Genomic DNA, 19,674 nt, shown 5'->3' on the forward strand with positions numbered 1-19,674 from the left:
CGGCCGCCTCACCGCCATCCGAGCGTAGGCCGATCAGCCCACCGAAGAACCTGTAGGCCAAACAGACGAACCACACCTGATTCCTGATAGACCCCTAAAGCCTCATTTCTGCTCACTGGTCAGGAACGGTGCCATGCGTGGGCCAGGGCTACGGCCAGGGCGCGGAAGATTTTGACCTCGGAATTGGTGTCGTCGGTGCGGATGGCGAGGTGGGTGCTGTCCCACGGGGCGTCGAAGGACGGGCACGAATACCGCCCCCGGCCAGGCGTAGTAGCGCGCGAAGGACTTCAGCCCCGAGCTTGCCGCCCGGCCGGTGACCACGTGAGTGAGTACCTCTTGCGGGGTCACCGCGAAGTCTGTGCTGCGGAGGTGTGCCTCCCTGCCGAAGTACAGATATTCGGCGAAGACGTGTGGAGTGTGCCGGGGCACGCGGAAGAAAGGTAGTGAGGCGATGTCCTGGATCCGGAGACCTGTGCTGTGTGCGTCGGCGAGCGGCGACGCTTGAGACACCGCGACGATGCGCTGTTCGGTAATCATGTTGTCGCAGGTGATCCGCTCATCGTCGGGGGCGGGGCGTACGAAGGCGATGTCCACGTGGTGCTCGACGAGTGCGCTGACGTGCTCGGTGAAGTCCAGCTGGAGCGGCTCGACGAGGACATCGGGGCGGGCGCGGCGGTAGGCGTTGATGGCGGCGGGGGTGAGCTCGGCCGAGCCATGGCCCATGATGCCGACCCGCAGGGGGCGAGGGGCTGTCGGTTCGTGCCGGGCGGCCTCGGCCACGTCATCCAGGGCGGCATTGGCTGCGGCGAGCAGGGTGCGAGCATGACGGGCCAGCCTCTTCCCGGCGGGAGTGGGCGTGACGGGTGGCGGTGCAGCAGGCGGGTGCCGAGTTCGTTCTCCGGCCGCCGCACATGCTGGGTGACGGCCGGCGGAGGCAGGAACAGCCGCGCAGCGGCTCGCCCGAAGTGGCCTTCCTCGACCACCGCCAGGAACGAGGACAGCACACGAAGATCCATGCCTGCCGGCATAAAGACTCTCCTGCGCTGCGCTCGTCCTGCTCCACCGCAGCACGACGGACGGCAGGACCGGGACATGATCCGACACCACATCTCTCCTGCGAGCTCACATCGACGACGACCCTGAGCCCCTGATCGCGCCGCTGACCAACGCGTGGAGCTGTGCAGCCGTGTGGTCGAGGGGGTCCGTGTTGCGCTTGGCCCGGCACATGGCCACCGCACCCTCGATGGCGGCGACGACCAGCGTCGCGATCTGCGCGGCTTGTTCGGCTTCCACTCCGTGGTTGCGCAAGGAGGTGGCGAGCAGGCCCGCCCATGTGTCGAGGACCTCCGCCGCGGCCTCCAGGGCGGGCGGGATCTCGTCGGCCCGGGGTTCCTCGATGGCGACCGCCAGGACGGGGCAGCCTGCGTGGAAGTCGCTCTCGACCAGGATCGTCCGGTACACGTCGACGAACGCCATGAGTCCCGCGTCCGGGCCTGTGCCGGATTCCCCCCGGAACGCGCGGACCGCCCACTCGCCTGCGTACCGGACTGCTTCCGTGGCCAGCTGCTGCTTGCCCCCGGGGAAGAAGTGGTACGTCGAGCCGAGTGGCGTCCCGGCGTGTTCGGCCATCTTCCGGATACTCATCGCGCTCAGCCCGCGCCGGCTGATCATGTCGGCGGCACCGGCCACGATCCGCTCGCGCGACGACGTACCGCTCTCCGTCATCCCACACACCCTTCCTTGCGCATAACAACTGTCATATCGTAGCGTGATCCCGATATAACGATTGCTATACGCCTCTGGCGTTACCGAAGGAGCCACCATGCCGATGATCCGGCTTACTGTCCCGTCAGGGGCCCTCACCGAGGTGGGGCGCGCCACCGTCCAGCGTGACCTGGCCGCTGTCGTCCTGCGCTGGGAGGGCATGCCCGACACCGCGTTCTTCCGCTCCCTGACCTGGAGCTATCTCGTCGAGTTGCCCGAGAACGCGCAGGTCACGGCGGAGGACGACACCCCGCGCTTCCTCGCGGACATCACCGTGCCCGGGGGCGCCCTCTCGGAAAGCCGCCGGGCCGGCCTGGTGGAGGAGGTCACGAAGACCGTTCTGGCGGCCGCCGGGCTGCCGCCGCAAGAGGCGCTGCGGGTGTGGGTGCTGATCCATGAACAGCCCGACGGCACCTGGGGCGCGGGCGGCTCGGTCGTCCGCTACGCCGACCTTGCCGCCCTGGCCCAGAAGGAACGTGCGGGCGTGACGGAAGCCCGGGGCTAGGCGGGGGGCTAGGCGTTCTTTCGGGAGGTTGTGGACGGGTGATGCATGTCGGCTGAGGGATCTTGAACGGGTGAGGGCCTTCCGGTTCAGTGTGGATTGCGACGTCTACACCAACCGAAAGGCCCTCGTGCCCACCGTAATGCACCCCTGCTGCCGATGCTCACGATCCGTCCGCCTTGGAGTAGCGGCCGGTGAACTGCTTGCCGTTGTCCGTCAGCGTCTCCGAGGGGACCCCGTAGCGGCGCATCGCCTCGATGAACGCTTTTGGCCCGTACGTGGGCGGAGTCCAGGACCACGCGGGTCAGGTCGAGCAGGCCGCACTCGTCGATACGGTCGAGCACCGCCTCGTGCAGCCGGCCCCGACACCGGCCCTGGACCAGATGACGAAGCGCCGGTGGGCAGTGGACTTCGAGACCCCCGAAACATGGCGGCAGAGCCCGCCAGGCGCACCCCTTCTTGCCGTTGAGGTACACCGGTCAGGATTCAGCCGCCGCCGACACATCGTGGGGCGGGTGTTTCATTCCGCTGGTGAGGCTGGTTTCTCGGTGGTCGTCCTCGCGATGGGCGTGGCCTGCGGGTGGGGTGTGACGGATGCGGTGTCTGCTGCCGCGTCGCTGGACGCGGTCATCTTGAGGAGGGGGAGTGCGGCGATGAGTGTTCCGGCGGTGAGGAGGATGCTCAGGACGCCGACGCCCATGTTGTCCATGATCGCGCCGACGGCCAGGGGGCCGATGCCTGCGCCGAGTGCTCCGGCGCCGCTGAGGGCAGCCACCCACCGTCCGGTGGAGTCGATGACCGAGGCGGCGGCGAGTATCTGTACCAGGACGGCCAGCCAGCACGTCTGCCAGACGACGGCGGTGGCGATGAACAGGGTGGGGCTGTGGGTGACGATGAGGAGTCCCGTGCTGAACGCTTCGACGACGACGAACCCGGTCATCGAGCGCAGGCGGCCGAAACGCTTGACGGCGAGCGGTCCGGCTATGGCTCCGGCGAGTGCGACGACGCTGGAGATGGCCAGGACGGCGGAGAGCGCAGAGGCAGACATGCCGGTGTGGCCGCGCCCCAGGAAGGAGGCGTAGGACCAGACTCCCTGCGTGACGGCCATCAGGGGGCCCGCGCCGACCAGCAGCACAGCTGAGGGACGGGCCGACTGGGAGGCTGCGCTGGGGGCGGTCGCGGAAGGACTGCTCGCCGGGCCCGGGCCGTCGGGGAGGTGGCCCACCAGGAACCAGCCAGGCAAGCAACACACGGCCAGCAGGAAGAAGCCGGTTCCCCCGCCTGCGGACTCGTTGACGGCGGGGACGGCGAGGAGCAGCAGGGCACTCGTGAACAGCGCGCCGGTGATGGTGATCGAGGAGGTCTTGTCGGCGTCGTCGCCGGCGCCGGCCATGGCGGCGGTGGAGGCGGCGTAGACGGCTCCGAGTCCGGCGCCGAGCAGCAGGCTGGCCGCGATCAGCGTCAGGATGTCGAAGGCGATGGCGGCGCCGATGAATCCCGCGGCGGCCAGGGCCAGCCCGCCTCGGGCCATCCGGACGCGTCCGGGGCGGGCGGCGCGGTTGGCGAGCAGGAGGGTGGCGATCGCGACCGCCATCAGCTGGCTGGCGGCGACGAGTCCGGCGCTGGTGCTGGACAGGTCGAAGCGGTCGGCGAAGTCGTCCACGAAGACGGGCATCACGTTACTGCCGCTGCTGCCGAGCGCGACTCCGGCGATCAGGGCAGCAGCGACGGCGAACGTCAGCGCGGGGCCGCTGTTCGTTTTCACCGAATGCCTCTTGCACGGAGGGTCGCCCGGCAGGCGGGCGCGGGAGCGGGAGGGAAGAGGAGCATCGTCAGAGACCTCGGAACTGGTAGGCGGTCGGGTGCCGTGGCGGCAAAGGGAGCCTCCGGGCAGAGAGGGGATTCTCGACCCGGACGCGTTTGGCGGCGCAGGCCGGCGGCTGGCGGCCAGCCGCCGGCCTGACGTCTTCACGATCGAGGTGGTGAAGCGGTGCTCGTCGCCGTCGCGGCCAGGTCACCGGGTGATGGCGGCTCGGCACCGGGGCGTCGGTGGTCCCCGGGCCTGGGCGGTCAGGCATTGACCTTCCGCAGCAGACGGGTCGGGAGCCCGGCCAGCAGGTATTCGACGACGGCCCAGGGCACTCGGGGCACTGTCGCGTGGACGGCGCCGGACTCGATACGGTCCATGATCTTGCGGGCGTTCGTGTGGGTGTCGATGAGGAACGGTCGTTTGTCGCCCAGGGCTTCGTTGATCGGGGTGTCGATGTAGCCGGGGGCGACCGTGGTCACGGCGAGGTTGCTGTTCCACAGCTCGCCTCGGAGCGACTGAAGGTACCTCGTGAGCCCTGCCTTGGAGGCGCAGTACGGCGTCCCGCCTGGCAGGTCCGCCGTGGCCACGACGGAGGTGAAGCCCACCACCTGCCCGCCGACCTTGCTGCGGAAGTGTGCGACGGCCGCGTCGATGGTCGCCATCGCACCCAGCAGATTGACGTCGACCACCGCGCGGTGCGCCTCGAAGTGGCCCTCCCTGATGTTGCCCCCTACGTCGACCCCCGCGTTGGCGATGACCGTTGCGAGTCCGTCGAATTGCCGGGCCGCGTCGTCGACCGTCCGTGTCACGGCCTTGTGCTCGGTCACGTCGAGGGCGGCCACGGTCACCGAACGCTGCGGGAACGCGGCGGTGAACTGTGCCCGCAGTTCTTCCAGGAGTTCGATTCTGCGCGCGGTGAGGTACACGTCGTAGCCGCGGGCGCACAGCTCGGCTGCCAGCGCCTTGCCGATGCCCGAGCTGGCACCGGTCAGGAACGCGGTTCTCGCGGGCAGCGGGGGCAGGCCCGGGTCGACGAAGGGCAGCTTCCCGAGCAGGCGGCGCGCGGTGGGCAGCTCAGTGCCGCTCATCGGTCACAGTTCCTGTGATCCGCGAGCGCCTTCACCGTGCGTCCGCCCGGGCGGGCCTGCAGCACAGCTCTTCTTGGATGGCTGTCATGCGCTGTCCTTCGTGGAGTTCGGGAGGGGGTCCAACGACCCCGTCGTCATCATGACCACTCACCCAAAGTGTGTCAACGGTGGTGACACCCACGCTGACACCAGAGTTAGCACCAGTGTTGACACCGATGGATCGGCGAGCCAGGGTGAGGGTGCCGAAGCTCGGCATGTCCATGCGATGAAAGGGCTTTAGTAATGCGCATTGAAGCGGGTGGGTGGCTGCTGGGAGCCGCCGCAGCGGGCGCCGGGGCCGTGTGGCTGTGGCGCCACCAGGGCGAGGTGATGACCGGCCGCCCGGTCAATGAGTGGACGTTCACTCACATGAATCTCCTCATGCCCACCGAAGACGTCCGCCGCAGCGGGGATGTGTTCCCCCTGCCCCGGCGACCGCGCCCCCTGGAAGCGACCTACGGCTTCGAGGGGCGGGAGCGGAGCCTTGCCGAACTGCACACTCGAACGAACACCACCTCCTTCGTCGTGCTGCATGGCGGCGAGATCGTCCACGAGTCGTATCCGGGGTGCTTCGCCGGGGACGACGTACGGTTCCAGATGTTCTCGATATCCAAATCGGTGACGTCGATGCTGATCGGGATCGCCCTCGACGAGGGGGCGATCAAGGATGTGACCGAGCCGGTGACGGCGTACTGCAGGGGGCTGGCGGGCTCCGCCTTCGAGGGCGTGACCATCGAGCATCTGCTCGACATGAGCAGCGGCGTGGGTGACCTGGTGGAGGACTACACCGTCGGGGAGAGTCTGATCAGCCGGTTCACCAAGGCCACTACAGGGGGCGGTTCGCTGCACGAGGTCGTGTCCTCAGCCGAGCGTTCGACCGAGGCCGGCACGCAGTTCGCCTACTCGACGATCGACACCCAGGTCCTGGGATGGGTGCTGGAGTCCGCCATCGGCCGCTCCCTCGCGCAGTACGCCGCGGAGCGCCTCTGGAGCCGCATCGGCGCCGAGCACGACGCGTACTACTGGCTCACCCGCAAGCATCCGCGTACCGCGATCGCCGGCGGCTCACTCAATGCCACCGCCCGCGACATGGCCCGGCTGGGACTGCTGATGTCCCGTGGCGGAGAGCTGAACGGGCAGCGCATCCTGCCCGAGGAATGGGTGACGCGCAGCCGGGGCCGCGGGGTGCCGCACCTGGAGGTCGGCGCGCTGGGCCCCAGCGGCTACCCGCATTACGGGTACAGCAACAAGTGGTGGACACTCGGCGGCGAGCGACGTCCGTTCACCGCGGTGGGGATCCACGGCCAGTACCTGTATGTGGACCCGGACGCCGACGTGGTGATCGTCAAGACCAGCGCCTGGCCGACGGCGGACGACCCCTCACGTGACGCGGAGTCCATCACGGCACTGCGGGCGGTGGCCGACCACCTGCAGGAGAACCACCGTTGACAACGCCGTCGATAAGATGACAGCCATGACACGCGCGAAGACCAAATCGGCAGAAGCCACTCCTGCGGGGCGGACACGGCGTTCGGCATCCTTCCTCACCCCGGATCTGATCCTGGACACCGCAATGGCCGTGATCGAGAGGGACGGTCCGCAGGCGCTCACCTTCCGTCGGCTGGGCACTGATCTGGGCGCCGACCACACAGCCGTCCTGCGGCACTTCCGCGGCAAGGACGACCTGCTGCTCGGCCTGGCCGCCCGGCTGGTCAGCGACGCCCTGCACGACTTCGCACCGTCGGAAAGCTGGCGCGAAACCCTCGCGTCGCTCGCCCGACGGATCCGTGCCGCATGCCTGCATCACCCGGGCGTGGCCGTCCTGGTCGCGACCCGCACCTCGCGGCGCGAGCCGGAGTTCCAGAGCGCCGACGTGGTCATCGGCGCCCTGCTTCAGGCCGGCCTCCAGGGACGCGAAGCGGCCTCGTACTACCGAGTCCTGGCCGAAATGGCACTCGCCGCCAGCGCCTTCGAGGCTTCCTTCAACATGCTGGACAAGGCCGCTCAGGAAGGCGACCGGCTGGCCTGGCGCCGCGAGTACCTGACGGCCTCGCCACAGCGGTACCCGAACCTGGCACAGGTCGCCCCCTATCTCGCGGAAATCGACGAAGAAGACCAGTTCGAGACCGCGATCGGCCTGCTCCTCGACGCCGTGGAACTCCGCGCGCAGCGCGCCCGCGGGCAAGGAAGCGAACACACGGAGAACTGACGCCTCGTCGGGCAACAGCCCAATTGGCGAAGCCGCGCAACCCCGGCGGAGTCCCTGCCGGTCTGGGGGGACGTGGCCGCCATCGACCTCGACTTCGCCAAGTGGACGGGCGAGGGGGCAGCGGGCAGGCGCGGGGGCGCATCCGGCTGAGGCGGGCAGCCCTGGTACCGGACCGGGGGTGGCCCGAGGGCTACGTGACTCCGGGCGACGATCTACCCAGCGACGCGAGTCGCCTGCTGTCGCAAGCGATACGGCGTGACGATGCCCCGCAGGCCACTGTCATACCCGACCGGGAGGCGATCGAGCGGGTACTCGGCAGTCCGCGGCTTGTCCGTGCCCTGGTGCCCGGCTGGTCCTCGACCCCTTCGATGCCGCCGACCACGCCCGCGCGGCCCTGGCCATACACCACCCGGCAGCCCGGCCGGATCACCGGGCACCCCACGCCCGGCACCGATGCCCTGCACCGCGACGTATTCGGTGACATGCTCTTCCCGCTCCAAGTCGTCATCGGCCTCGACGTCCCCAGCACCGACTGCACCGGCGGCGAGTTCCTGATGATCGAATAACGCGCACAGTCACGTGGATCGGCCACCACTCTGCTCCAGGGCCACGGGCTGGTATTCGCCACCCGTGACCGGTCGGTCACTACCAGGCGCGGCTGGTCGAAGGTGCCCATGCGGCACGGCGTCAGTACCGGTCCGCTCCGGCCGGCGCCGCACCCTCGGTCTCGCCTTCCACGACGCCCGATGAAGGACGCTCATGGACGACGCCCGGCGAGCGGCGCGTCGGTGCGGGCGGCGGTCAGCGCGGCGTCCGGTACCGGCGCGAGCGGGCTCGTGGCGTAGGCGTCGCGGACCGTGCAGGCCCGCAGATAGGCAGCGACCACGGTCGTCGCACGCGTTCTCCAGCCCCGTGAGGTGCCATCCGTACTCCGCATCAGAGCGAGCCCTCCGCGTGCCGGACAGCGGCCTCGGCCAGTCCTCTGATCAGAGGGTGGGGCCGGGTGCCGTCGCCGTGCAGTTCGGGCTGGAAGAGGGTGGCGAGGAAGAAGGGGTGCGCCGGCAGTTCTGCGATCCGGACCTCGCCCGCGTCGTCGATGCCGGGGAAGCGCAGCCCATGCGAGCGCAGCAGGTCGAGGTGGTGCGGATTGGGGCCGTAATTGCAGTAGTAGCGCTCCATCGTGCGCCCGGCGCCCAGGAGGCGGGCGGCCCGCGAGCCGCCGGCGAGCTCGATCGCACCCTCGTGGCCGACCAGCGAGCAGGCGAGCGGTACGACCACCGCGTCCTCGGCGGCCGTCAGTGGCGCGTTCTCTGCGTGACCGGCGTCCGCCAGGCCGCACACATTGCGGGCGTACTCCAGCAGGGCATGCTGGAAGCCCCCGCAGGTGCCCAGAAAGGGAATGTCTTCCTCGCGGGCGGTACGGATGGCCGCGAGCGCCCCCGCCTCACTGCGGTATGGGCTGCCGGGCAGCACCCAGACCGCGTCGAACCCCTCGACGCCCTCCGTTGCTTCCTGCGTGGGGATCCAGTAGGCATCGAGGTCCAGGCCGTCGCGGTTGCGCAGGGAGTCCAGCAGAACGGGGACGCGGGTATGGGAGCGGACGGCCGGATCCCGGTCGCCGACCAGGGCGATACGTGCGGTGTGGGTCATGCACCCATCGAAACGCAGCTTCCGCATCACGTCCAACGATGATCGTTGCATCCAGTATCAGCAATACTGATGCTCATGGATCCGCATCTGCTGCGTACCTTCGTCGCTGTCGTCGAACACCGCTCCTTCTCCGCCGCCGCCCAGGCACTGGGCTACACCCAGTCCGCCGTGTCGCAGCACATCGCCGCCCTGGAGAACGACCTCGGCACCCGGCTCGTGGAGCGCCGCCCCGTAGGGCCAACAGCGGCGGGCGAACGGCTCATGGAACACGCCTCCCCGCTGCTGCTCCGCATCGACGCGGCCCGTGCCGATGTAGCCCGGGTCGGGCGGACGCACCCCACCAGGCTGGCCCTGGTCTGCTGTCCCGCGGCCCTCACGCCCTCCGTCGCCGGGGACCTGGCCCGTCTGGGCGCCGGTACACCGGGCCTCGCGGTGGACGTCCAGGTGCTCGGGCGGGCAGCGGTGGCGCAGGCGGTGCTCACCGGCGCCGCGGACCTGGGTCTGATCGACGGCGCGGCAGCCCCCAGCGACCCGCTGCCGGTGCCCGACGCGGGGCCGATGACCGGCCTGGCCGTGGCCGAGCAGCCCCTCGCCGTCCTCTTCCCCGCCGGCCACCCGCTGGCAGGCCGGGGCTCCCTGCGCCTCTTCGACCTCGCCGACGCCCACTGGATCGACGCCCCCGACACCGCTGTTCCCCTCGATCAGCTGCGCGCCGCCGCCAACACCGACGGGTTCCGCCCGCACCTCACGTACGGCGGAACCGATGTGTACGGCCTCGGGAGGCTCGTCGCCGCAGGTCACGGACTGGCGGCCCTGCCCCTCTCCCTCGCCGCCGCACTGCCGGGCACGGCCGGCATCCGGCTCTCCGCGCCCCGCCTGGTCCACCGCACCGAGGTGCTCCATCCCCGGGCCCCGGCGGCCGTCGCGCAGGAGTTCATCACCGGGCTCACCGGCTGACCCCGAGCAGGCGACGGCACCGGCGGCCGGGCCCGGGGCGGCGGGGTCAGCGGGTGCGGTCGACGAGGTACGGGAGCAGCGCGAGGATTTCGCCGAGCGCGGCCGGGGCGAGCGGAACGCTCTCCAGGCTGCGCCGGGCGCTGTCCAGCTGCAGGTGGGCCTCGGCCAGGGTGGCGGAGCGTCCGCCGGCCTCCTCGACGAGCTCGGCCGAAGTCGGGTACGGGGCAGGCCGCCCGGAACAGCGACCTTCCACTGCCATCGCGCACCGCCGTCTCCCGGCCTCGCCTGAGCCTGACGCACCAGGCCCGGCAGACCCGACCCCACCTCATTCCGGCACTGTCATTCGAAGGAGAAGCCGACCGTGGCTGACCACACCGACCGCACCCCGCACGTCCCCGGCCCGCGCCACGAGAGCCCGGACGCCAACCACGACCAGGCCCTCACCTCCGCACAGCCCGCGCCCGGGAAACGGCAAGGTCTGGGAACAGCGCGCCGCCGCTGAAGGGTTCATCGCCAACCGCACACTGCTCCTCACGCTGATCGACGAGGCGCAGAACGCGGGGATCGACGTACGGCTCCACAGCCTGCCGGACACATGAGGCAGCAACGCCATCACCGTCACCACCCAGGACGGCGAGCCGAACACGCAATTCGGCACAGCCCTGAGCACCGACGACCTGCACTTCATGTGGCGCGGCTGCGCCCCGGAGGCGGTCGACGCGATCACCGAGGCCTGCTACTGACGGTCACGGATCGCGAGTACGGCCCGCACACGCGGCTGTGGGAGGTCCTGGAGAAGGTCGCCTCCCGGCCCGCCCCGGTGGACCATACGGCCGCGCTCCTGGCCCCGAGGTCGCCTAGCCCGGCGCTGCTGCGGGCGTCGCGGTCGACCGAGCCTCGTCCGCTGATGGCGCACGAACTGGCGGGCCGGGAGGCGTGCTGGCGGTGCGGTGAGCCCCCCGGGGGAGGGCACGCACGCCTGGGACGACTGCGGTGCCTTCCAGCTGCTGTCCATCCACGCCTTCAAGTGCGCGGCAGGCACGGCTGGACGAACAGCACGGATGGGGGCTGACGTCTGACCCGTCGCCCTGTCCGGTCAGCACCGCACAGACCGCCGCCCCGACCGATTGGACCCTGTTGGCGAATTCAGATGTTGAGCCCGGTGCGAGCGGAAGCTCGCACCGGGCTCTCCTGTGCAGGCCAGTGCTGAGGTGCGAGGATGCGGAAGTGGTGACGGAAGCAGAGTGGGAGCGAGTTCAAGGTGAGCTGCGCTTCGGTCACGTCTTCACGGGCACTGTTGTCCGAGTGCCCAGGCCCGGGGCGATCGGTGTCTTCGTGGACATTGGCCTCAGTGTCGGAGGGTTCGTCGACGTCGTGCTTCTGCCTCGTCGGCGAAGCGAGGACTGGCCTGCCGAGGGAACAGTGACCGACTTCGAGGTCTGGTGGGTGCACAGCGATCACCAGCAGATACGGCTGAAGCCCTCTGACCCGCAGTACCTGTGCGAGGACTTCGCCGACTTCGTTGCCCGATTCAGGCCCAGTTGGCCATCCGACATCGGCAAAGCCGTAAGGGGTCCGCGGCCATCAACTCCGTAGGTGTTGACCTCGCTCTGTTGAAGAGCCACAAAGTGTCCCCACCGGGAAGGCGGCCCGCGCCACCCGCAGGGTCTCAGCGGGAACGTCTTCCGGCTCCGCCAGTTGCATCGACATCGGCTGGAAGATCCGTCACACGGCGCCCACTTCGACGGCCCGCGGCTGGACATCTTCGACGCCGAGCACGGGACGCTGCCGACGCAGTACTGGCCGGCCGGATCAACGTCGACCCGTACTCGGAGGACCCGCGGCGCAACGTTCCGCACATCCACCTGGAGCCGTTCCAGGACGAGGTAATGGAGTGCCTCGACCCGCAGGAGTTCGACGCGGTGATCGCCCAGGTGCGGGCGCACTGCGAACGGCTCGACGAAGTGCACACCCAGCTGGTGATGGCGAGGGCCGAGTACCGCTGAGAGCTTGCATGGTGAAGCCCCAGTCCTCCGGCTGGGGCTTCACCATGTCCCCCAGATGCGGCGGGTGGGCTGCTGCGCGACGGTGGAAGGAGCACTGACCTCACTCCCCTTTGGAGAGCCATGATCGTCAAGATGCTGCACAAAAAGGGCCTGAAGTCCGAGCACGCTTACTGCGCCGGCTTCCTCGCGATCGGCTTTTCCGTCGCCTCGTGGTTCGGGTCGATAACGGTCGAGCGCCTTGGGGTGGCTCGTGCGGATCACTGGGGCATTTACGTGGGTGAGTGGGCGCCGACGTTCTTCGCCCTCGGCCTGGCCCTCGCAAACTACGAGCACCCCGACGTCGATGTTGAGCTAGAGGCGGAGTCGCTGCACCCTGTCACTGACTGACACCCATGTCCGGCTATCTTCCTGTGGTCGTGTACCCGCCTGATGAATCGGGTGGGCGTCGGGTGCGTGTGGATGGGGAGATTCTCGGCATGGCCCACTCGCTTCGGGATGTCACCGAGTTTCTGCGCCGGGCTGGGATGGATGACATCAGCGAGGAGGAGGTGGCTCTGACTGGGATGATCGACTGGCGTGGTGGTGGGCCAGAACTGTGGCCGGCCCCGTGGTGAGCGAGCGGACGTACGTGTCGAAGCGGGCCTGGTGCTGGGCGGCGACAGCCAGGTCGGCGGCACGGCCGCAGGACCCGTGAATGATGTACCCGCTCGTCCGCGAGCTGGCCGCCCCCAGCGCCCCTGTGCGGGTGCCGGTGACGTGCCGGGTGCTGGGGCCGGCCTGCCAGCCCTATTACCGGTGGCTGGCCCGCCCAGTCACCGACGCCGAACTGGCCGAGGCATACCGGGCCAACGCGCTGTTCGACGCGCACCGCGACGACCCGGAGTTCGGCCACCGCTTCCTGGTGGACGAGGCCCGCGCGGCGGGTGAGGCGATGGCCGAGCGAACCGCCTGGCGGATCTGCCGCGACAACGGCTGGTGGAGCATCTTCGGCAAGCGAACCGGCCGCGGTAAGAACACCAAGGCCGGGCCGCCGGTCCACGACGACAAGGTGCGGCGGAACTTCACCGCCGCCGCCCCCAACCGACTGTGGCTGACCGACATCACCGAGCGTCCCACCGGCGAGGGCAAGCTCTACTTGTGTGCGGTCAGGACGTGTTCTCGGGCCGCATTGTGGGCTACTCCATCGACTCGCGGATGAAGTCCCGCCTCGCGGTGATGGCCCTGCAATCCGCCGCGGCCAGGTGGCCGGGGCCACTTGCTGCGGGGAAAGCCGGCGGCTTTGATCCGTCGTTCCGATCGGCGCCGGTCGCGGTCTTCGCACTCGGCCATCAGCAGTTCGGCGAGGAAGCCGAGATAGGAGAGGTGTTCCCGCTCGGCCGATTCGGCGGTGGCAGCGAACTGGGCTCGGATCGTGGGCAGCCGGAGCATCCGGCAGGACTTGCAGGATGGCGGCGTCGGCGGCCTCACTCCGTGGTGGTTCTTCGTGGTCACGGGGCTTGTCCCTTGGTGCTGCGGCGGTGCCGCAGGAGTTGGTCGTAGGCATCGACGGTGGGCAGGGGTGTCGGGCGGTAGCTCGCCCAGTTGTCGGCGTTCGCTTCAAAGCACACCGGGCGGTACACGTGAACGTGCACCATGCGCCATGGCCGATCTTGCGGGAGTGTCATGGGGTGGCGTGGCTGCCTCGGCCGAGTTCCTTGAGGAACTGTCGTTGGCTGTCCAGGAATCCGTCCGCGAAGAGCGAGTGGGGGGAGAAGAGCGCGGTGAGCGTGATCTTGAGGTCCGACTGCTCAATGGACTGCTTGAGCAGTGAATGGGTCGCGTCCGGGTAATGCTTGACCGTCAATGCGCCGCCTGCGTCCAGCACCTTGTGGTAGGTGCGCTCCGTGTCGGCGGTGTCCACGTTGATGTCATGGCCTGCGAGGGTCAGCAGCACCGGTACGCCGCGCAGGGCGCGGAGGTCTTGTGTGGCGTCCGCGGTGTAGTTCTTGGAGATGAAGCCCCAGCGGTCGGCGGTCATGCCGTCCGCGTCGCCGCGCATCGCCTTGACGTACTCCTCGAAGGTCGCGTGGCGTTCCAGCAGCCGGAGGGTGGTGTCGCTCTTGGCGGTCTCCGCCTTGGTGCGGGCTGCTGATGCGTCGTCGGCGCGCAGCTCGGCGAGGAGGTTGTAGCGGCCCTGCTGGAGCCAGTTGATGGCGGGCGAGACGGCGATGACGAAGCTCACGGGCGTCTTGGCGGCGATCTTCGGCAGGACCCAGCCCGCCTGGCTGGCGCCCCAGAGTCCGATCCTGCCGCCGTCGATGTCCGGGCGGGCGCGGGCCCAGGCGATGGCGGCGGCTGCCTCGTTGGCCCGGTCGTCCATGGACTGGTCGAGCCAGTTGCCGGGTGCGTCCGCGACGCCGGGCTTGTCCCAGGACAGGGAGGCGTACCCGGCCTTGGCGTTCGCCTCCCACATGGGCTTGTAGCCGTCGTCGTGGGTGGCGTCGACGGGGCCGTCGCCGTGGACGTACACGACCAGGCCGTGGTGCTTGCGGCCGTCCCTGGGGATGGCCAGTACGCCGTTGAGGGTGTGGCCGCCGTGGCGGATCGTGACCCGCTGCTCGTCCATGTCGTAGGAGTTCTGCCACAGCACCACACCGACGAGGCCGGCGGTCACGATCAGGACCGTGACGAGTGACCACACGGCGATGCGGAGCCCGTGCCGTCGGGGCTGGGTCTTTGGACACATGGGATGGCTGCCTCTGTTCGGGTTTGAGTGGACACCCAAACTATCATGGACAGAACGATCACTGAGAGTTTGATAGATTCGGGTCGAGGTTTCAGGGAGAAAGGGAGCACAGCATGGGACTGGACGCGACAGGTTCCGGGGCCGGACCGGTGACAGTACGACGGGGTGTTCCGGCCGGAGCCGAGCGGCGGGCGGCCGAGCTGTACTGGGACGCCTTCGGCCGCAAACTCGGTCCCGCCCTCAACCCGCCGGGCAAGGCGGTGCCCTTCATCGCCGCCCACCTGAACACCGATCGCGCGGTCTGCGCACTCCTCGACGGGCAGCTAGTCGGCCTCGCCGGCTACCAGCACGACGGGCGGGCCCTCACCGGAGGATCGGCTTGCGCCGTTCTGCGCGCGTACGGACACGTACGCGGACTGCACCGACTCCTGCTCCTCGCCCTGTTCGAACGCCACCCGGCCCCCGGACAACTCGTCATGGACGGCATCGCCGTGGACCCGGCCATGCGCGGCCGTGGCGTCGGGAGCCTGCTCATCGAGGAAGTAGCCGCCGTCGCGGCGGAGCAGGACTGCCGGGAGATCAGACTGGACGTGATCGACACCAACCCGCGCGCCAGGGCCCTGTACGAGCGGCGCGGCTTCACGGCCGTACGGACCGAGCACACGCCCTACCTGCGCGGACTGCTCGGATTCGGCGCGGTGACCACCATGCACCGCCCGGTCGGAACAAAAGGAGTGAGAGAACTGTGAGCGCCGAGACCGACCACGTCGAGGTCCCCACCCGCACGCTCGTCCACGCGCTGATCCGCGAGGACGGCACCGTCGACGCGGACGAGCTGTACACCGTCGCCAACACCCTGGGCATGAGCGACCAGCAGGTACGGCTGTGCATCAAACGCCTCGTGTCCGAAGGCCGATTCACCCACGAAGGCCGCGGCCGCAAGGCGGAGCTGCACGCGACCACGGACACCAAGCGTGCCCTCGCCCCCAACGCGGACTTCCTGCGGCACGCATTCCAACAGGACGCCGGGCTCGCACCGTGGGACGGCGTCTGGCACCTGGCCGCCTTCGCGGTGCCCGAATCGGCGCGCACCGCCCGGGACGCCCTGCGCGAGACGCTCGTCCACCTCGGCGGCGCCCCGCTCCAGGGCGGACTGTACGTCTGCGCCAACACATGGGAACCGTACGTCGAAGAAGCCGCCCACCGCCTCGGCACCCACGGCGCGCTCACCCTCCTCACCACGACGGACCTGCGCAGGGGCGACACCCAAGAACCTGCCGAACTCGCCCGACGTCTGTGGCCCCTGCAGGAGATCGCCGACAGCTACTACCGCCTCAGCCGTATCGCCCAGCCCCGCCTCGCCCGGCTCACCGGCTCTGCCGAACTCTCCCCCTCTGCACTGCTCACCATCGCTGTCGAGCTGGCCGCCGAACTCACCCGCGCCATAGAGCCCGACCCGTTGCTGCCGCCTCAGCTCCTGCCCCGGCCCTGGCCCGGCACTCAGGCCCGGGAGCTCATCGCCCAGTGCCGGGCGGCCCTGCACGAACGTGACCAGGGCGAAGCCCGCCCGACTCTCTTCCGCCTCTACGCCGACATCACCCGAGAAACAGCAGACCAGACCACGCACTGAAGACGGAACGGACGGCGCGGGTCGTGCCTGGTGGGCGAAGGTACCGCGAGGGCTCCTGCCCTTGCGGACGGACAGGCGTCAGAAGCTGTATCTCAACCGAACGTGATCCCTTGATTTCTGCTGGTCAGGCATGGTTTCGCTCGGAGTGAGGGAGGCATGCGGCGTCTTGTGTCCGCTTCATGACCGAGGGGTGCGCGGTGGCGTCGGTGCTGGGAATGCTGGAGGAGCGGGAGGCGGTTGCCCGGGTGCGGGTGGAGGGGCTGCGGGAGGAAGCCGCGCGGTTGGCTGAGGTGCTGGAGGCCGCGGAGATCGAGCTGGACCGGCGGGTGATCGCGCGGGAGGAGCTGGTCGAGGCCCTGGCCGTGTCCGCCGCCGAGACGACTGCCGTGACCGAGCCGGAGCGGGAAACGGTGCCCTCGCCGGTGCCGGGGTCGGTGGTGCCGCCCTGGCGGGACGGGCTGCCGGTGACCGTGCTCGCGCCCGACTACCAGCGGATTATGGGTGTGTTGGAGAAGCGGCGGTCCGCGGGCGAGGGACCAGTGAAGGCCAAGGAGATCGCGGCGGAGCTGGGCCTTGGGACGACGCCGGCGAAGGTCGAGGGGGTGCGCTCGAAGGCCAGGCGCCTGGCGGAACGCGGGTGGCTCCTCCTGGAAGCGTCGGGGATGTTCAGTGTCGGCCGGCGGTCCGCGGCCGTGCCAGACGCCGACTCATCCGTGTGACCATCGACCACCGGATCACCGCCTCGCTGCTGGCCGACAACGTCTCGTAGTCCCGGGCCGGACGGCGGGAGTTCATCAACCACGCGAACGTGCGCTCTGCCACCCAGCGTCTGGGGAGCACCACGAACCCCGTCATGTCGTCAGTGCGCTTGACGATCTCCAAGGTCAGGGCGAGTTTGTCCCGGCACCAGTCGACGAGGCCGCCGGTGTAGCCGCCGTCGGCCCAGACGAGGGTGATGTCGCGGTGCAGGCGACGGAGCCGGGCCTGCAGTCCCGCCGCGGCGTCCCGGTCGCCGATGTTCGCGGCGGTGACCGCGACGACCAGGAGCAGGCCGAGCGTGTCGGTCACGATGTGCCGTTTACGGCCCGGCACCTTCTTTCCGCCGTCGTAACCTCGTGAGTCGGCCGGCACTGTCGCTGCGGCCCGCACCGACTGGGCGTCGATGATTCCCGCCGTGGGCTCGGCCTCGCGGCCTTCGCTTTCACGGACCTTCCCGCGCAGCCGGTCGTGGAACTCGTTGATCAGCCCGTGCTCGCGCCAGCGGCGGAAGAAGGCGTAGACCCGGCCCCAGCCGGGGAAGTCCGCGGGCATCGCCCGCCAGGAGATCCCGCCCGCGACCAGGTAGCGGATCGCGTCCGGCATCTGACGGTGGCAGTAGCCTTCCGGCTGCCCGCCTCGGCCCTGGAGCCAGGCCGGCACCGGCAGCAACGGCCGCACGGCCGTCCACTCCGCGTCCGTCATGTCCGACGGATACCGGCGCACCCGATCGGGATGATCGGCCGCGTTGCCGTACACGTGCGCGAGGCAATCGCACGAAACGGCGGGCGAGTTGAAGTCAACGGGCGCGGGCGCGTACAACAACGACAACAGGGCCTCCGGGCTCCGCTCGGAATGGGGTCGCACCCCCGAGCTACCAGGAGGCCCTGCCTTCATGCGCGTACGACCGGAAGATCACCCGACCAGGAACCCAGTTCGAACCGCACGTTCCAAGATCGGTTGAGATACGGCTTCTCATGAAAATCCTGATAGACCCTGACGTGTCTCACCAGATTTGACAGGTTCCGAACTCGTGCACCTCGACATCAAGAAGCTCGGCAACATCCCCGACGGCGGTGGGCACGAGACACTCGGCCGCCAGACAGGCCGGAAGACCCGCTCCGGTGCCGGCTACAGCTACCTCCACAACGCCGTCGACGACCACTCCCGCCTCGCCTGCAGCGAGAACGAGAGGTGCTGAAGCACGGGCACAACCGCCTTTACCACGCAGGTGTGCAATACCGACACGCCAGGAATGGTGAAGGCCTCCTGGAGTTCGTGCGCGGTGCTGGTCGGACCGTCCAGGCCGGCAGCCCGACAGAGGGCTGCTCCTCACCGATCAGGCGCTGGGCACCGCCTTGAGGATGGCGCGGTTGCGGTCCCGGGACAGTAGGGCTGCCCTGTCGGCGGTGTTCATCAGTAGTTCCCTACACAGGACCAGAGTTCAGGGCGGGCCGGGGGCGCACTGGCCGCGCGGGGGGCGGGGCGTTCTCGTCGGGGTGAGGTCCGGCGGCAGCGGCGGACAGGCGTCAGCGGTCGTGCCGTGCGGCAACTGCGTCGTAGGTGGCGGTCAGGGAAAGGTTGACCGCTTCGGGACTGCGCTGGGCGACCCGGATGAACAGGATGTCAACCAAGGCAAGTTGGACCATCCTGCTGGCCATGGCGCCGGGGCGGAACCGTGTCTCGCGGGACACGGTGGTCAGCACAGAGCTTGCGTGCCGCGCCAGAGGAGTGTCCTGGAAGTTCGTGATCGCGACGGTGTGCGCGCCCGCATTCGCTGCAGTCCTCAGCGCGGCGATCGTCTCGCTGGTACGGCCGGAGTGGGAGAAGGCGATGGCGACACTGGCTGGGGGCAGCACAGCTGCGCTGGTGATGGCGAGGTGCGGGTCGACCCAGCAGTTGGTCAGGCGGCCGATCCTGCGCAGCTTCTGCTGCAGATCCTGACCGGCCAGGCTGCTCGATCCCGATCCGTAGATGTCGACGACGGGCGACTGGGTGATCGCTTCCACGACGCGGTCCAACTCCACGACGTCCAGTGCCTCGGCGGTACCTTCGATGGCGCGAGCTTCGTGGTATGCCAGTTTGCGTGCCACGGCGAGGGCGTCGTCCTCAGGGTTGATCTCGGCATCCTCGACACCGAAGCTGAGCCGTCTGCGTTGCTCGTCGGCGGCTGCGCGGGCGAGCGCGATGCGGAAGGCCGGGTAGCCCGGTAGGTCCAGTGCTCGGTAGAGCCGGGTGACGCTGGCTGCTGACGTGCCGCACTGTTCGGCGAGCGCGGTGATGGTCATCTCCGACGCTTCCGCAGGTGTAGCGAGGGCGAGCTCGGCGATGCGGCGTTCGGCCGGTCGCAGGCCGGGGAGTGCCTGACGCAGTCTCTCCAGGACATCGGCAGTCATGGTGACTCCTCTGGTGTCTGATCGGCACAGGCGCGTCGGCGCTGCCGACTCCCCGGCGGGGTGGCCGTCACGGCGCACTCCTGTGCCTGAGGCCCACACTCTCCCATGCTCTGGCCTGGGCAAAGAGCGTCATGAGAAAAAG

20 protein-coding genes and 7 pseudogenes are annotated in these 19,674 nt (G+C 69.3%); 13 read left to right on the forward strand and 14 right to left on the reverse strand.

Translation table 11 applies throughout. From position 1 onward, the window contains the following. Nucleotides 1–102: 102 nt before the first annotated feature. The 3 genes and pseudogenes from ABZY11_RS24360 to ABZY11_RS24370 form a co-directional block, all read right to left on the reverse strand. Nucleotides 103–780, reverse strand: a complete 678-nt coding sequence (locus ABZY11_RS24360) for a LysR substrate-binding domain-containing protein (RefSeq protein ID WP_356481187.1) — start codon at nucleotides 778–780, stop codon at nucleotides 103–105. Nucleotides 781–866: 86 nt separating this feature from the next. Then, nucleotides 867–1,109 (reverse strand): annotated as a pseudogene (locus tag ABZY11_RS24365) (LysR family transcriptional regulator); the annotation flags it as partial. A gap of 13 nt (nucleotides 1,110–1,122) precedes the next feature. Further along, the gene (locus tag ABZY11_RS24370; protein ID WP_356481188.1) at nucleotides 1,123–1,725 is read right to left on the reverse strand and encodes a TetR/AcrR family transcriptional regulator; all 603 of its coding nucleotides are present in this window, start codon (nucleotides 1,723–1,725) and stop codon (nucleotides 1,123–1,125) included. A gap of 97 nt (nucleotides 1,726–1,822) precedes the next feature. Here ABZY11_RS24370 and ABZY11_RS24375 point away from each other — a divergent pair, with 97 nt between their 5' ends. Then, a complete protein-coding gene (locus ABZY11_RS24375; protein WP_356481189.1) occupies nucleotides 1,823–2,269 on the forward strand; it encodes a tautomerase family protein in 447 nt (148 codons plus the stop codon). 263 nt (nucleotides 2,270–2,532) lie between these two features. Here the strand turns inward: ABZY11_RS24375 and ABZY11_RS24380 are convergent. From ABZY11_RS24380 to ABZY11_RS24390, 3 genes and pseudogenes are all read right to left on the reverse strand, one after another. Then, nucleotides 2,533–2,721: pseudogene (locus tag ABZY11_RS24380) on the reverse strand (transposase); the annotation flags it as partial. Between the two features lie 65 nt (nucleotides 2,722–2,786). Further along, nucleotides 2,787–4,031, reverse strand: a complete 1,245-nt coding sequence (locus ABZY11_RS24385) for an MFS transporter (protein ID WP_356481190.1) — start codon at nucleotides 4,029–4,031, stop codon at nucleotides 2,787–2,789. A 305-nt stretch (nucleotides 4,032–4,336) separates the two neighbouring features. After that, entirely contained in the window at nucleotides 4,337–5,164 is an 828-nt protein-coding gene (locus ABZY11_RS24390; RefSeq protein WP_356481191.1) for an SDR family NAD(P)-dependent oxidoreductase, read from the reverse strand. A 282-nt stretch (nucleotides 5,165–5,446) separates the two neighbouring features. On the opposite strand from ABZY11_RS24390, the gene ABZY11_RS24395 reads away from it, so the two are divergent. From ABZY11_RS24395 to ABZY11_RS24410, 4 genes and pseudogenes are all read left to right on the forward strand, one after another. Then, the gene (locus ABZY11_RS24395) at nucleotides 5,447–6,652 is read left to right on the forward strand and encodes a serine hydrolase (protein ID WP_356481192.1); all 1,206 of its coding nucleotides are present in this window, start codon (nucleotides 5,447–5,449) and stop codon (nucleotides 6,650–6,652) included. A 25-nt stretch (nucleotides 6,653–6,677) separates the two neighbouring features. After that, nucleotides 6,678–7,412 (forward strand): TetR/AcrR family transcriptional regulator, encoded by a 735-nt coding sequence (locus ABZY11_RS24400; protein ID WP_356481193.1) that lies wholly within the window; start codon nucleotides 6,678–6,680, stop codon nucleotides 7,410–7,412. A gap of 39 nt (nucleotides 7,413–7,451) precedes the next feature. Next, nucleotides 7,452–7,762 (forward strand): annotated as a pseudogene (locus tag ABZY11_RS24405) (phosphatase); the annotation flags it as partial. A 102-nt stretch (nucleotides 7,763–7,864) separates the two neighbouring features. Then, nucleotides 7,865–8,162 (forward strand): annotated as a pseudogene (locus tag ABZY11_RS24410) (2OG-Fe(II) oxygenase); the annotation flags it as partial. A 7-nt stretch (nucleotides 8,163–8,169) separates the two neighbouring features. On the opposite strand, the gene ABZY11_RS24415 reads toward ABZY11_RS24410, so the two are convergent. Then, nucleotides 8,170–8,349 (reverse strand): hypothetical protein, encoded by a 180-nt coding sequence (locus ABZY11_RS24415; RefSeq protein ID WP_356481194.1) that lies wholly within the window; start codon nucleotides 8,347–8,349, stop codon nucleotides 8,170–8,172. Continuing rightward, entirely contained in the window at nucleotides 8,349–9,062 is a 714-nt protein-coding gene (locus ABZY11_RS24420; RefSeq protein ID WP_356481195.1) for a hypothetical protein, read from the reverse strand. Before ABZY11_RS24420 ends, ABZY11_RS24415 begins: the two co-directional genes overlap by 1 nt. 75 nt (nucleotides 9,063–9,137) lie before the next feature. On the opposite strand from ABZY11_RS24420, the gene ABZY11_RS24425 reads away from it, so the two are divergent. Further along, nucleotides 9,138–10,019, forward strand: a complete 882-nt coding sequence (locus tag ABZY11_RS24425; RefSeq protein ID WP_356481196.1) for a LysR family transcriptional regulator — start codon at nucleotides 9,138–9,140, stop codon at nucleotides 10,017–10,019. Nucleotides 10,020–10,065: 46 nt separating this feature from the next. On the opposite strand, the gene ABZY11_RS24430 is transcribed toward ABZY11_RS24425, so the two are convergent. Beyond that, nucleotides 10,066–10,278: a hypothetical protein gene (locus ABZY11_RS24430; RefSeq protein WP_356481197.1), complete on the reverse strand. Its 213-nt coding sequence runs from the start codon at nucleotides 10,276–10,278 to the stop codon at nucleotides 10,066–10,068. Between the two features lie 102 nt (nucleotides 10,279–10,380). Here ABZY11_RS24430 and ABZY11_RS24435 point away from each other — a divergent pair, with 102 nt between their 5' ends. The 3 genes and pseudogenes from ABZY11_RS24435 to ABZY11_RS24445 all read left to right on the forward strand — a co-directional run. After that, nucleotides 10,381–10,521 (forward strand): hypothetical protein, encoded by a 141-nt coding sequence (locus ABZY11_RS24435; RefSeq protein WP_266788410.1) that lies wholly within the window; start codon nucleotides 10,381–10,383, stop codon nucleotides 10,519–10,521. Between the two features lie 1,624 nt (nucleotides 10,522–12,145). Next, nucleotides 12,146–12,412 (forward strand): hypothetical protein, encoded by a 267-nt coding sequence (locus ABZY11_RS24440; RefSeq protein WP_266693472.1) that lies wholly within the window; start codon nucleotides 12,146–12,148, stop codon nucleotides 12,410–12,412. Between the two features lie 286 nt (nucleotides 12,413–12,698). Then, nucleotides 12,699–13,258, forward strand: a pseudogene (locus ABZY11_RS24445) (DDE-type integrase/transposase/recombinase); the annotation flags it as partial. Between the two features lie 21 nt (nucleotides 13,259–13,279). Here the strand turns inward: ABZY11_RS24445 and ABZY11_RS24450 are convergent. The 3 genes and pseudogenes from ABZY11_RS24450 to ABZY11_RS24460 all read right to left on the reverse strand — a co-directional run. Continuing rightward, nucleotides 13,280–13,516: pseudogene (locus tag ABZY11_RS24450) on the reverse strand (ATP-binding protein); the annotation flags it as partial. Next, complete coding sequence (locus ABZY11_RS24455; RefSeq protein ID WP_356481217.1) at nucleotides 13,513–13,659, reverse strand: hypothetical protein; 147 nt, start codon at nucleotides 13,657–13,659, stop codon at nucleotides 13,513–13,515. The pseudogene ABZY11_RS24450 and the gene ABZY11_RS24455, both read right to left, overlap by 4 nt. 26 nt (nucleotides 13,660–13,685) lie before the next feature. Further along, nucleotides 13,686–14,678 (reverse strand): alpha/beta hydrolase, encoded by a 993-nt coding sequence (locus tag ABZY11_RS24460; protein ID WP_356481198.1) that lies wholly within the window; start codon nucleotides 14,676–14,678, stop codon nucleotides 13,686–13,688. 185 nt (nucleotides 14,679–14,863) lie between these two features. Here ABZY11_RS24460 and ABZY11_RS24465 point away from each other — a divergent pair, with 185 nt between their 5' ends. The 3 genes from ABZY11_RS24465 to ABZY11_RS24475 all read left to right on the forward strand — a co-directional run bounded on the left by ABZY11_RS24465 (nucleotide 14,864) and on the right by ABZY11_RS24475 (nucleotide 17,099). After that, on the forward strand, nucleotides 14,864–15,499 hold the full coding sequence (locus tag ABZY11_RS24465) for a GNAT family N-acetyltransferase (RefSeq protein WP_356481199.1): 636 nt from the start codon (nucleotides 14,864–14,866) through the stop codon (nucleotides 15,497–15,499). Beyond that, a complete protein-coding gene (locus ABZY11_RS24470) occupies nucleotides 15,496–16,380 on the forward strand; it encodes a PaaX family transcriptional regulator C-terminal domain-containing protein (RefSeq protein ID WP_356481200.1) in 885 nt (294 codons plus the stop codon). The genes ABZY11_RS24465 and ABZY11_RS24470 overlap by 4 nt, the downstream gene beginning before the upstream one ends. Nucleotides 16,381–16,559: 179 nt before the next feature. Beyond that, complete coding sequence (locus tag ABZY11_RS24475; RefSeq protein ID WP_356481201.1) at nucleotides 16,560–17,099, forward strand: hypothetical protein; 540 nt, start codon at nucleotides 16,560–16,562, stop codon at nucleotides 17,097–17,099. Here the strand turns inward: ABZY11_RS24475 and ABZY11_RS24480 are convergent. Beyond that, nucleotides 17,047–17,841: an IS5 family transposase gene (locus ABZY11_RS24480; RefSeq protein WP_356481202.1), complete on the reverse strand. Its 795-nt coding sequence runs from the start codon at nucleotides 17,839–17,841 to the stop codon at nucleotides 17,047–17,049. The two genes, ABZY11_RS24475 and ABZY11_RS24480, sit on opposite strands and share 53 nt — an antisense overlap. Nucleotides 17,842–18,163: 322 nt before the next feature. On the opposite strand from ABZY11_RS24480, the pseudogene ABZY11_RS24485 reads away from it, so the two are divergent. Further along, nucleotides 18,164–18,322: pseudogene (locus ABZY11_RS24485) on the forward strand (IS481 family transposase); the annotation flags it as partial. 343 nt (nucleotides 18,323–18,665) lie between these two features. Here ABZY11_RS24485 and ABZY11_RS24490 read toward each other — a convergent pair. After that, on the reverse strand, nucleotides 18,666–19,532 hold the full coding sequence (locus ABZY11_RS24490; protein ID WP_356481203.1) for a MurR/RpiR family transcriptional regulator: 867 nt from the start codon (nucleotides 19,530–19,532) through the stop codon (nucleotides 18,666–18,668). Nucleotides 19,533–19,674 lie beyond the last annotated feature (142 nt).

The sequence above is a fragment of the Streptomyces sp. NPDC006510 genome, assembly GCF_040611955.1.
In the GTDB taxonomy this organism is placed as follows: Bacteria; Actinomycetota; Actinomycetes; order Streptomycetales; family Streptomycetaceae; genus Streptomyces.

What these genes read in the sequence shown, in the direction of transcription:
- ABZY11_RS24415 (WP_356481194.1), bottom strand. Translation starts at nt 8,349, where the DNA reads ATGCGGAGTACGGATGGCACCTCACGGGGCTGGAGAACGCGTGCGACG.
- ABZY11_RS24490 (WP_356481203.1), bottom strand. Translation starts at nt 19,532, where the DNA reads ATGACTGCCGATGTCCTGGAGAGACTGCGTCAGGCACTCCCCGGCCTG.
- ABZY11_RS24480 (WP_356481202.1), bottom strand. Translation starts at nt 17,841, where the DNA reads ATGACGGACGCGGAGTGGACGGCCGTGCGGCCGTTGCTGCCGGTGCCG.
- ABZY11_RS24455 (WP_356481217.1), bottom strand. Translation starts at nt 13,659, where the DNA reads ATGGTGCACGTTCACGTGTACCGCCCGGTGTGCTTTGAAGCGAACGCC.
- ABZY11_RS24400 (WP_356481193.1), top strand. Translation starts at nt 6,678, where the DNA reads ATGACACGCGCGAAGACCAAATCGGCAGAAGCCACTCCTGCGGGGCGG.
- ABZY11_RS24425 (WP_356481196.1), top strand. Translation starts at nt 9,138, where the DNA reads ATGGATCCGCATCTGCTGCGTACCTTCGTCGCTGTCGTCGAACACCGC.
- ABZY11_RS24375 (WP_356481189.1), top strand. Translation starts at nt 1,823, where the DNA reads ATGCCGATGATCCGGCTTACTGTCCCGTCAGGGGCCCTCACCGAGGTG.
- ABZY11_RS24440 (WP_266693472.1), top strand. Translation starts at nt 12,146, where the DNA reads ATGATCGTCAAGATGCTGCACAAAAAGGGCCTGAAGTCCGAGCACGCT.
- ABZY11_RS24390 (WP_356481191.1), bottom strand. Translation starts at nt 5,164, where the DNA reads ATGAGCGGCACTGAGCTGCCCACCGCGCGCCGCCTGCTCGGGAAGCTG.
- ABZY11_RS24420 (WP_356481195.1), bottom strand. Translation starts at nt 9,062, where the DNA reads ATGACCCACACCGCACGTATCGCCCTGGTCGGCGACCGGGATCCGGCC.
- ABZY11_RS24465 (WP_356481199.1), top strand. Translation starts at nt 14,864, where the DNA reads ATGGGACTGGACGCGACAGGTTCCGGGGCCGGACCGGTGACAGTACGA.
- ABZY11_RS24395 (WP_356481192.1), top strand. Translation starts at nt 5,447, where the DNA reads ATGCGCATTGAAGCGGGTGGGTGGCTGCTGGGAGCCGCCGCAGCGGGC.
- ABZY11_RS24430 (WP_356481197.1), bottom strand. Translation starts at nt 10,278, where the DNA reads ATGGCAGTGGAAGGTCGCTGTTCCGGGCGGCCTGCCCCGTACCCGACT.
- ABZY11_RS24475 (WP_356481201.1), top strand. Translation starts at nt 16,560, where the DNA reads ATGACCGAGGGGTGCGCGGTGGCGTCGGTGCTGGGAATGCTGGAGGAG.
- ABZY11_RS24370 (WP_356481188.1), bottom strand. Translation starts at nt 1,725, where the DNA reads ATGACGGAGAGCGGTACGTCGTCGCGCGAGCGGATCGTGGCCGGTGCC.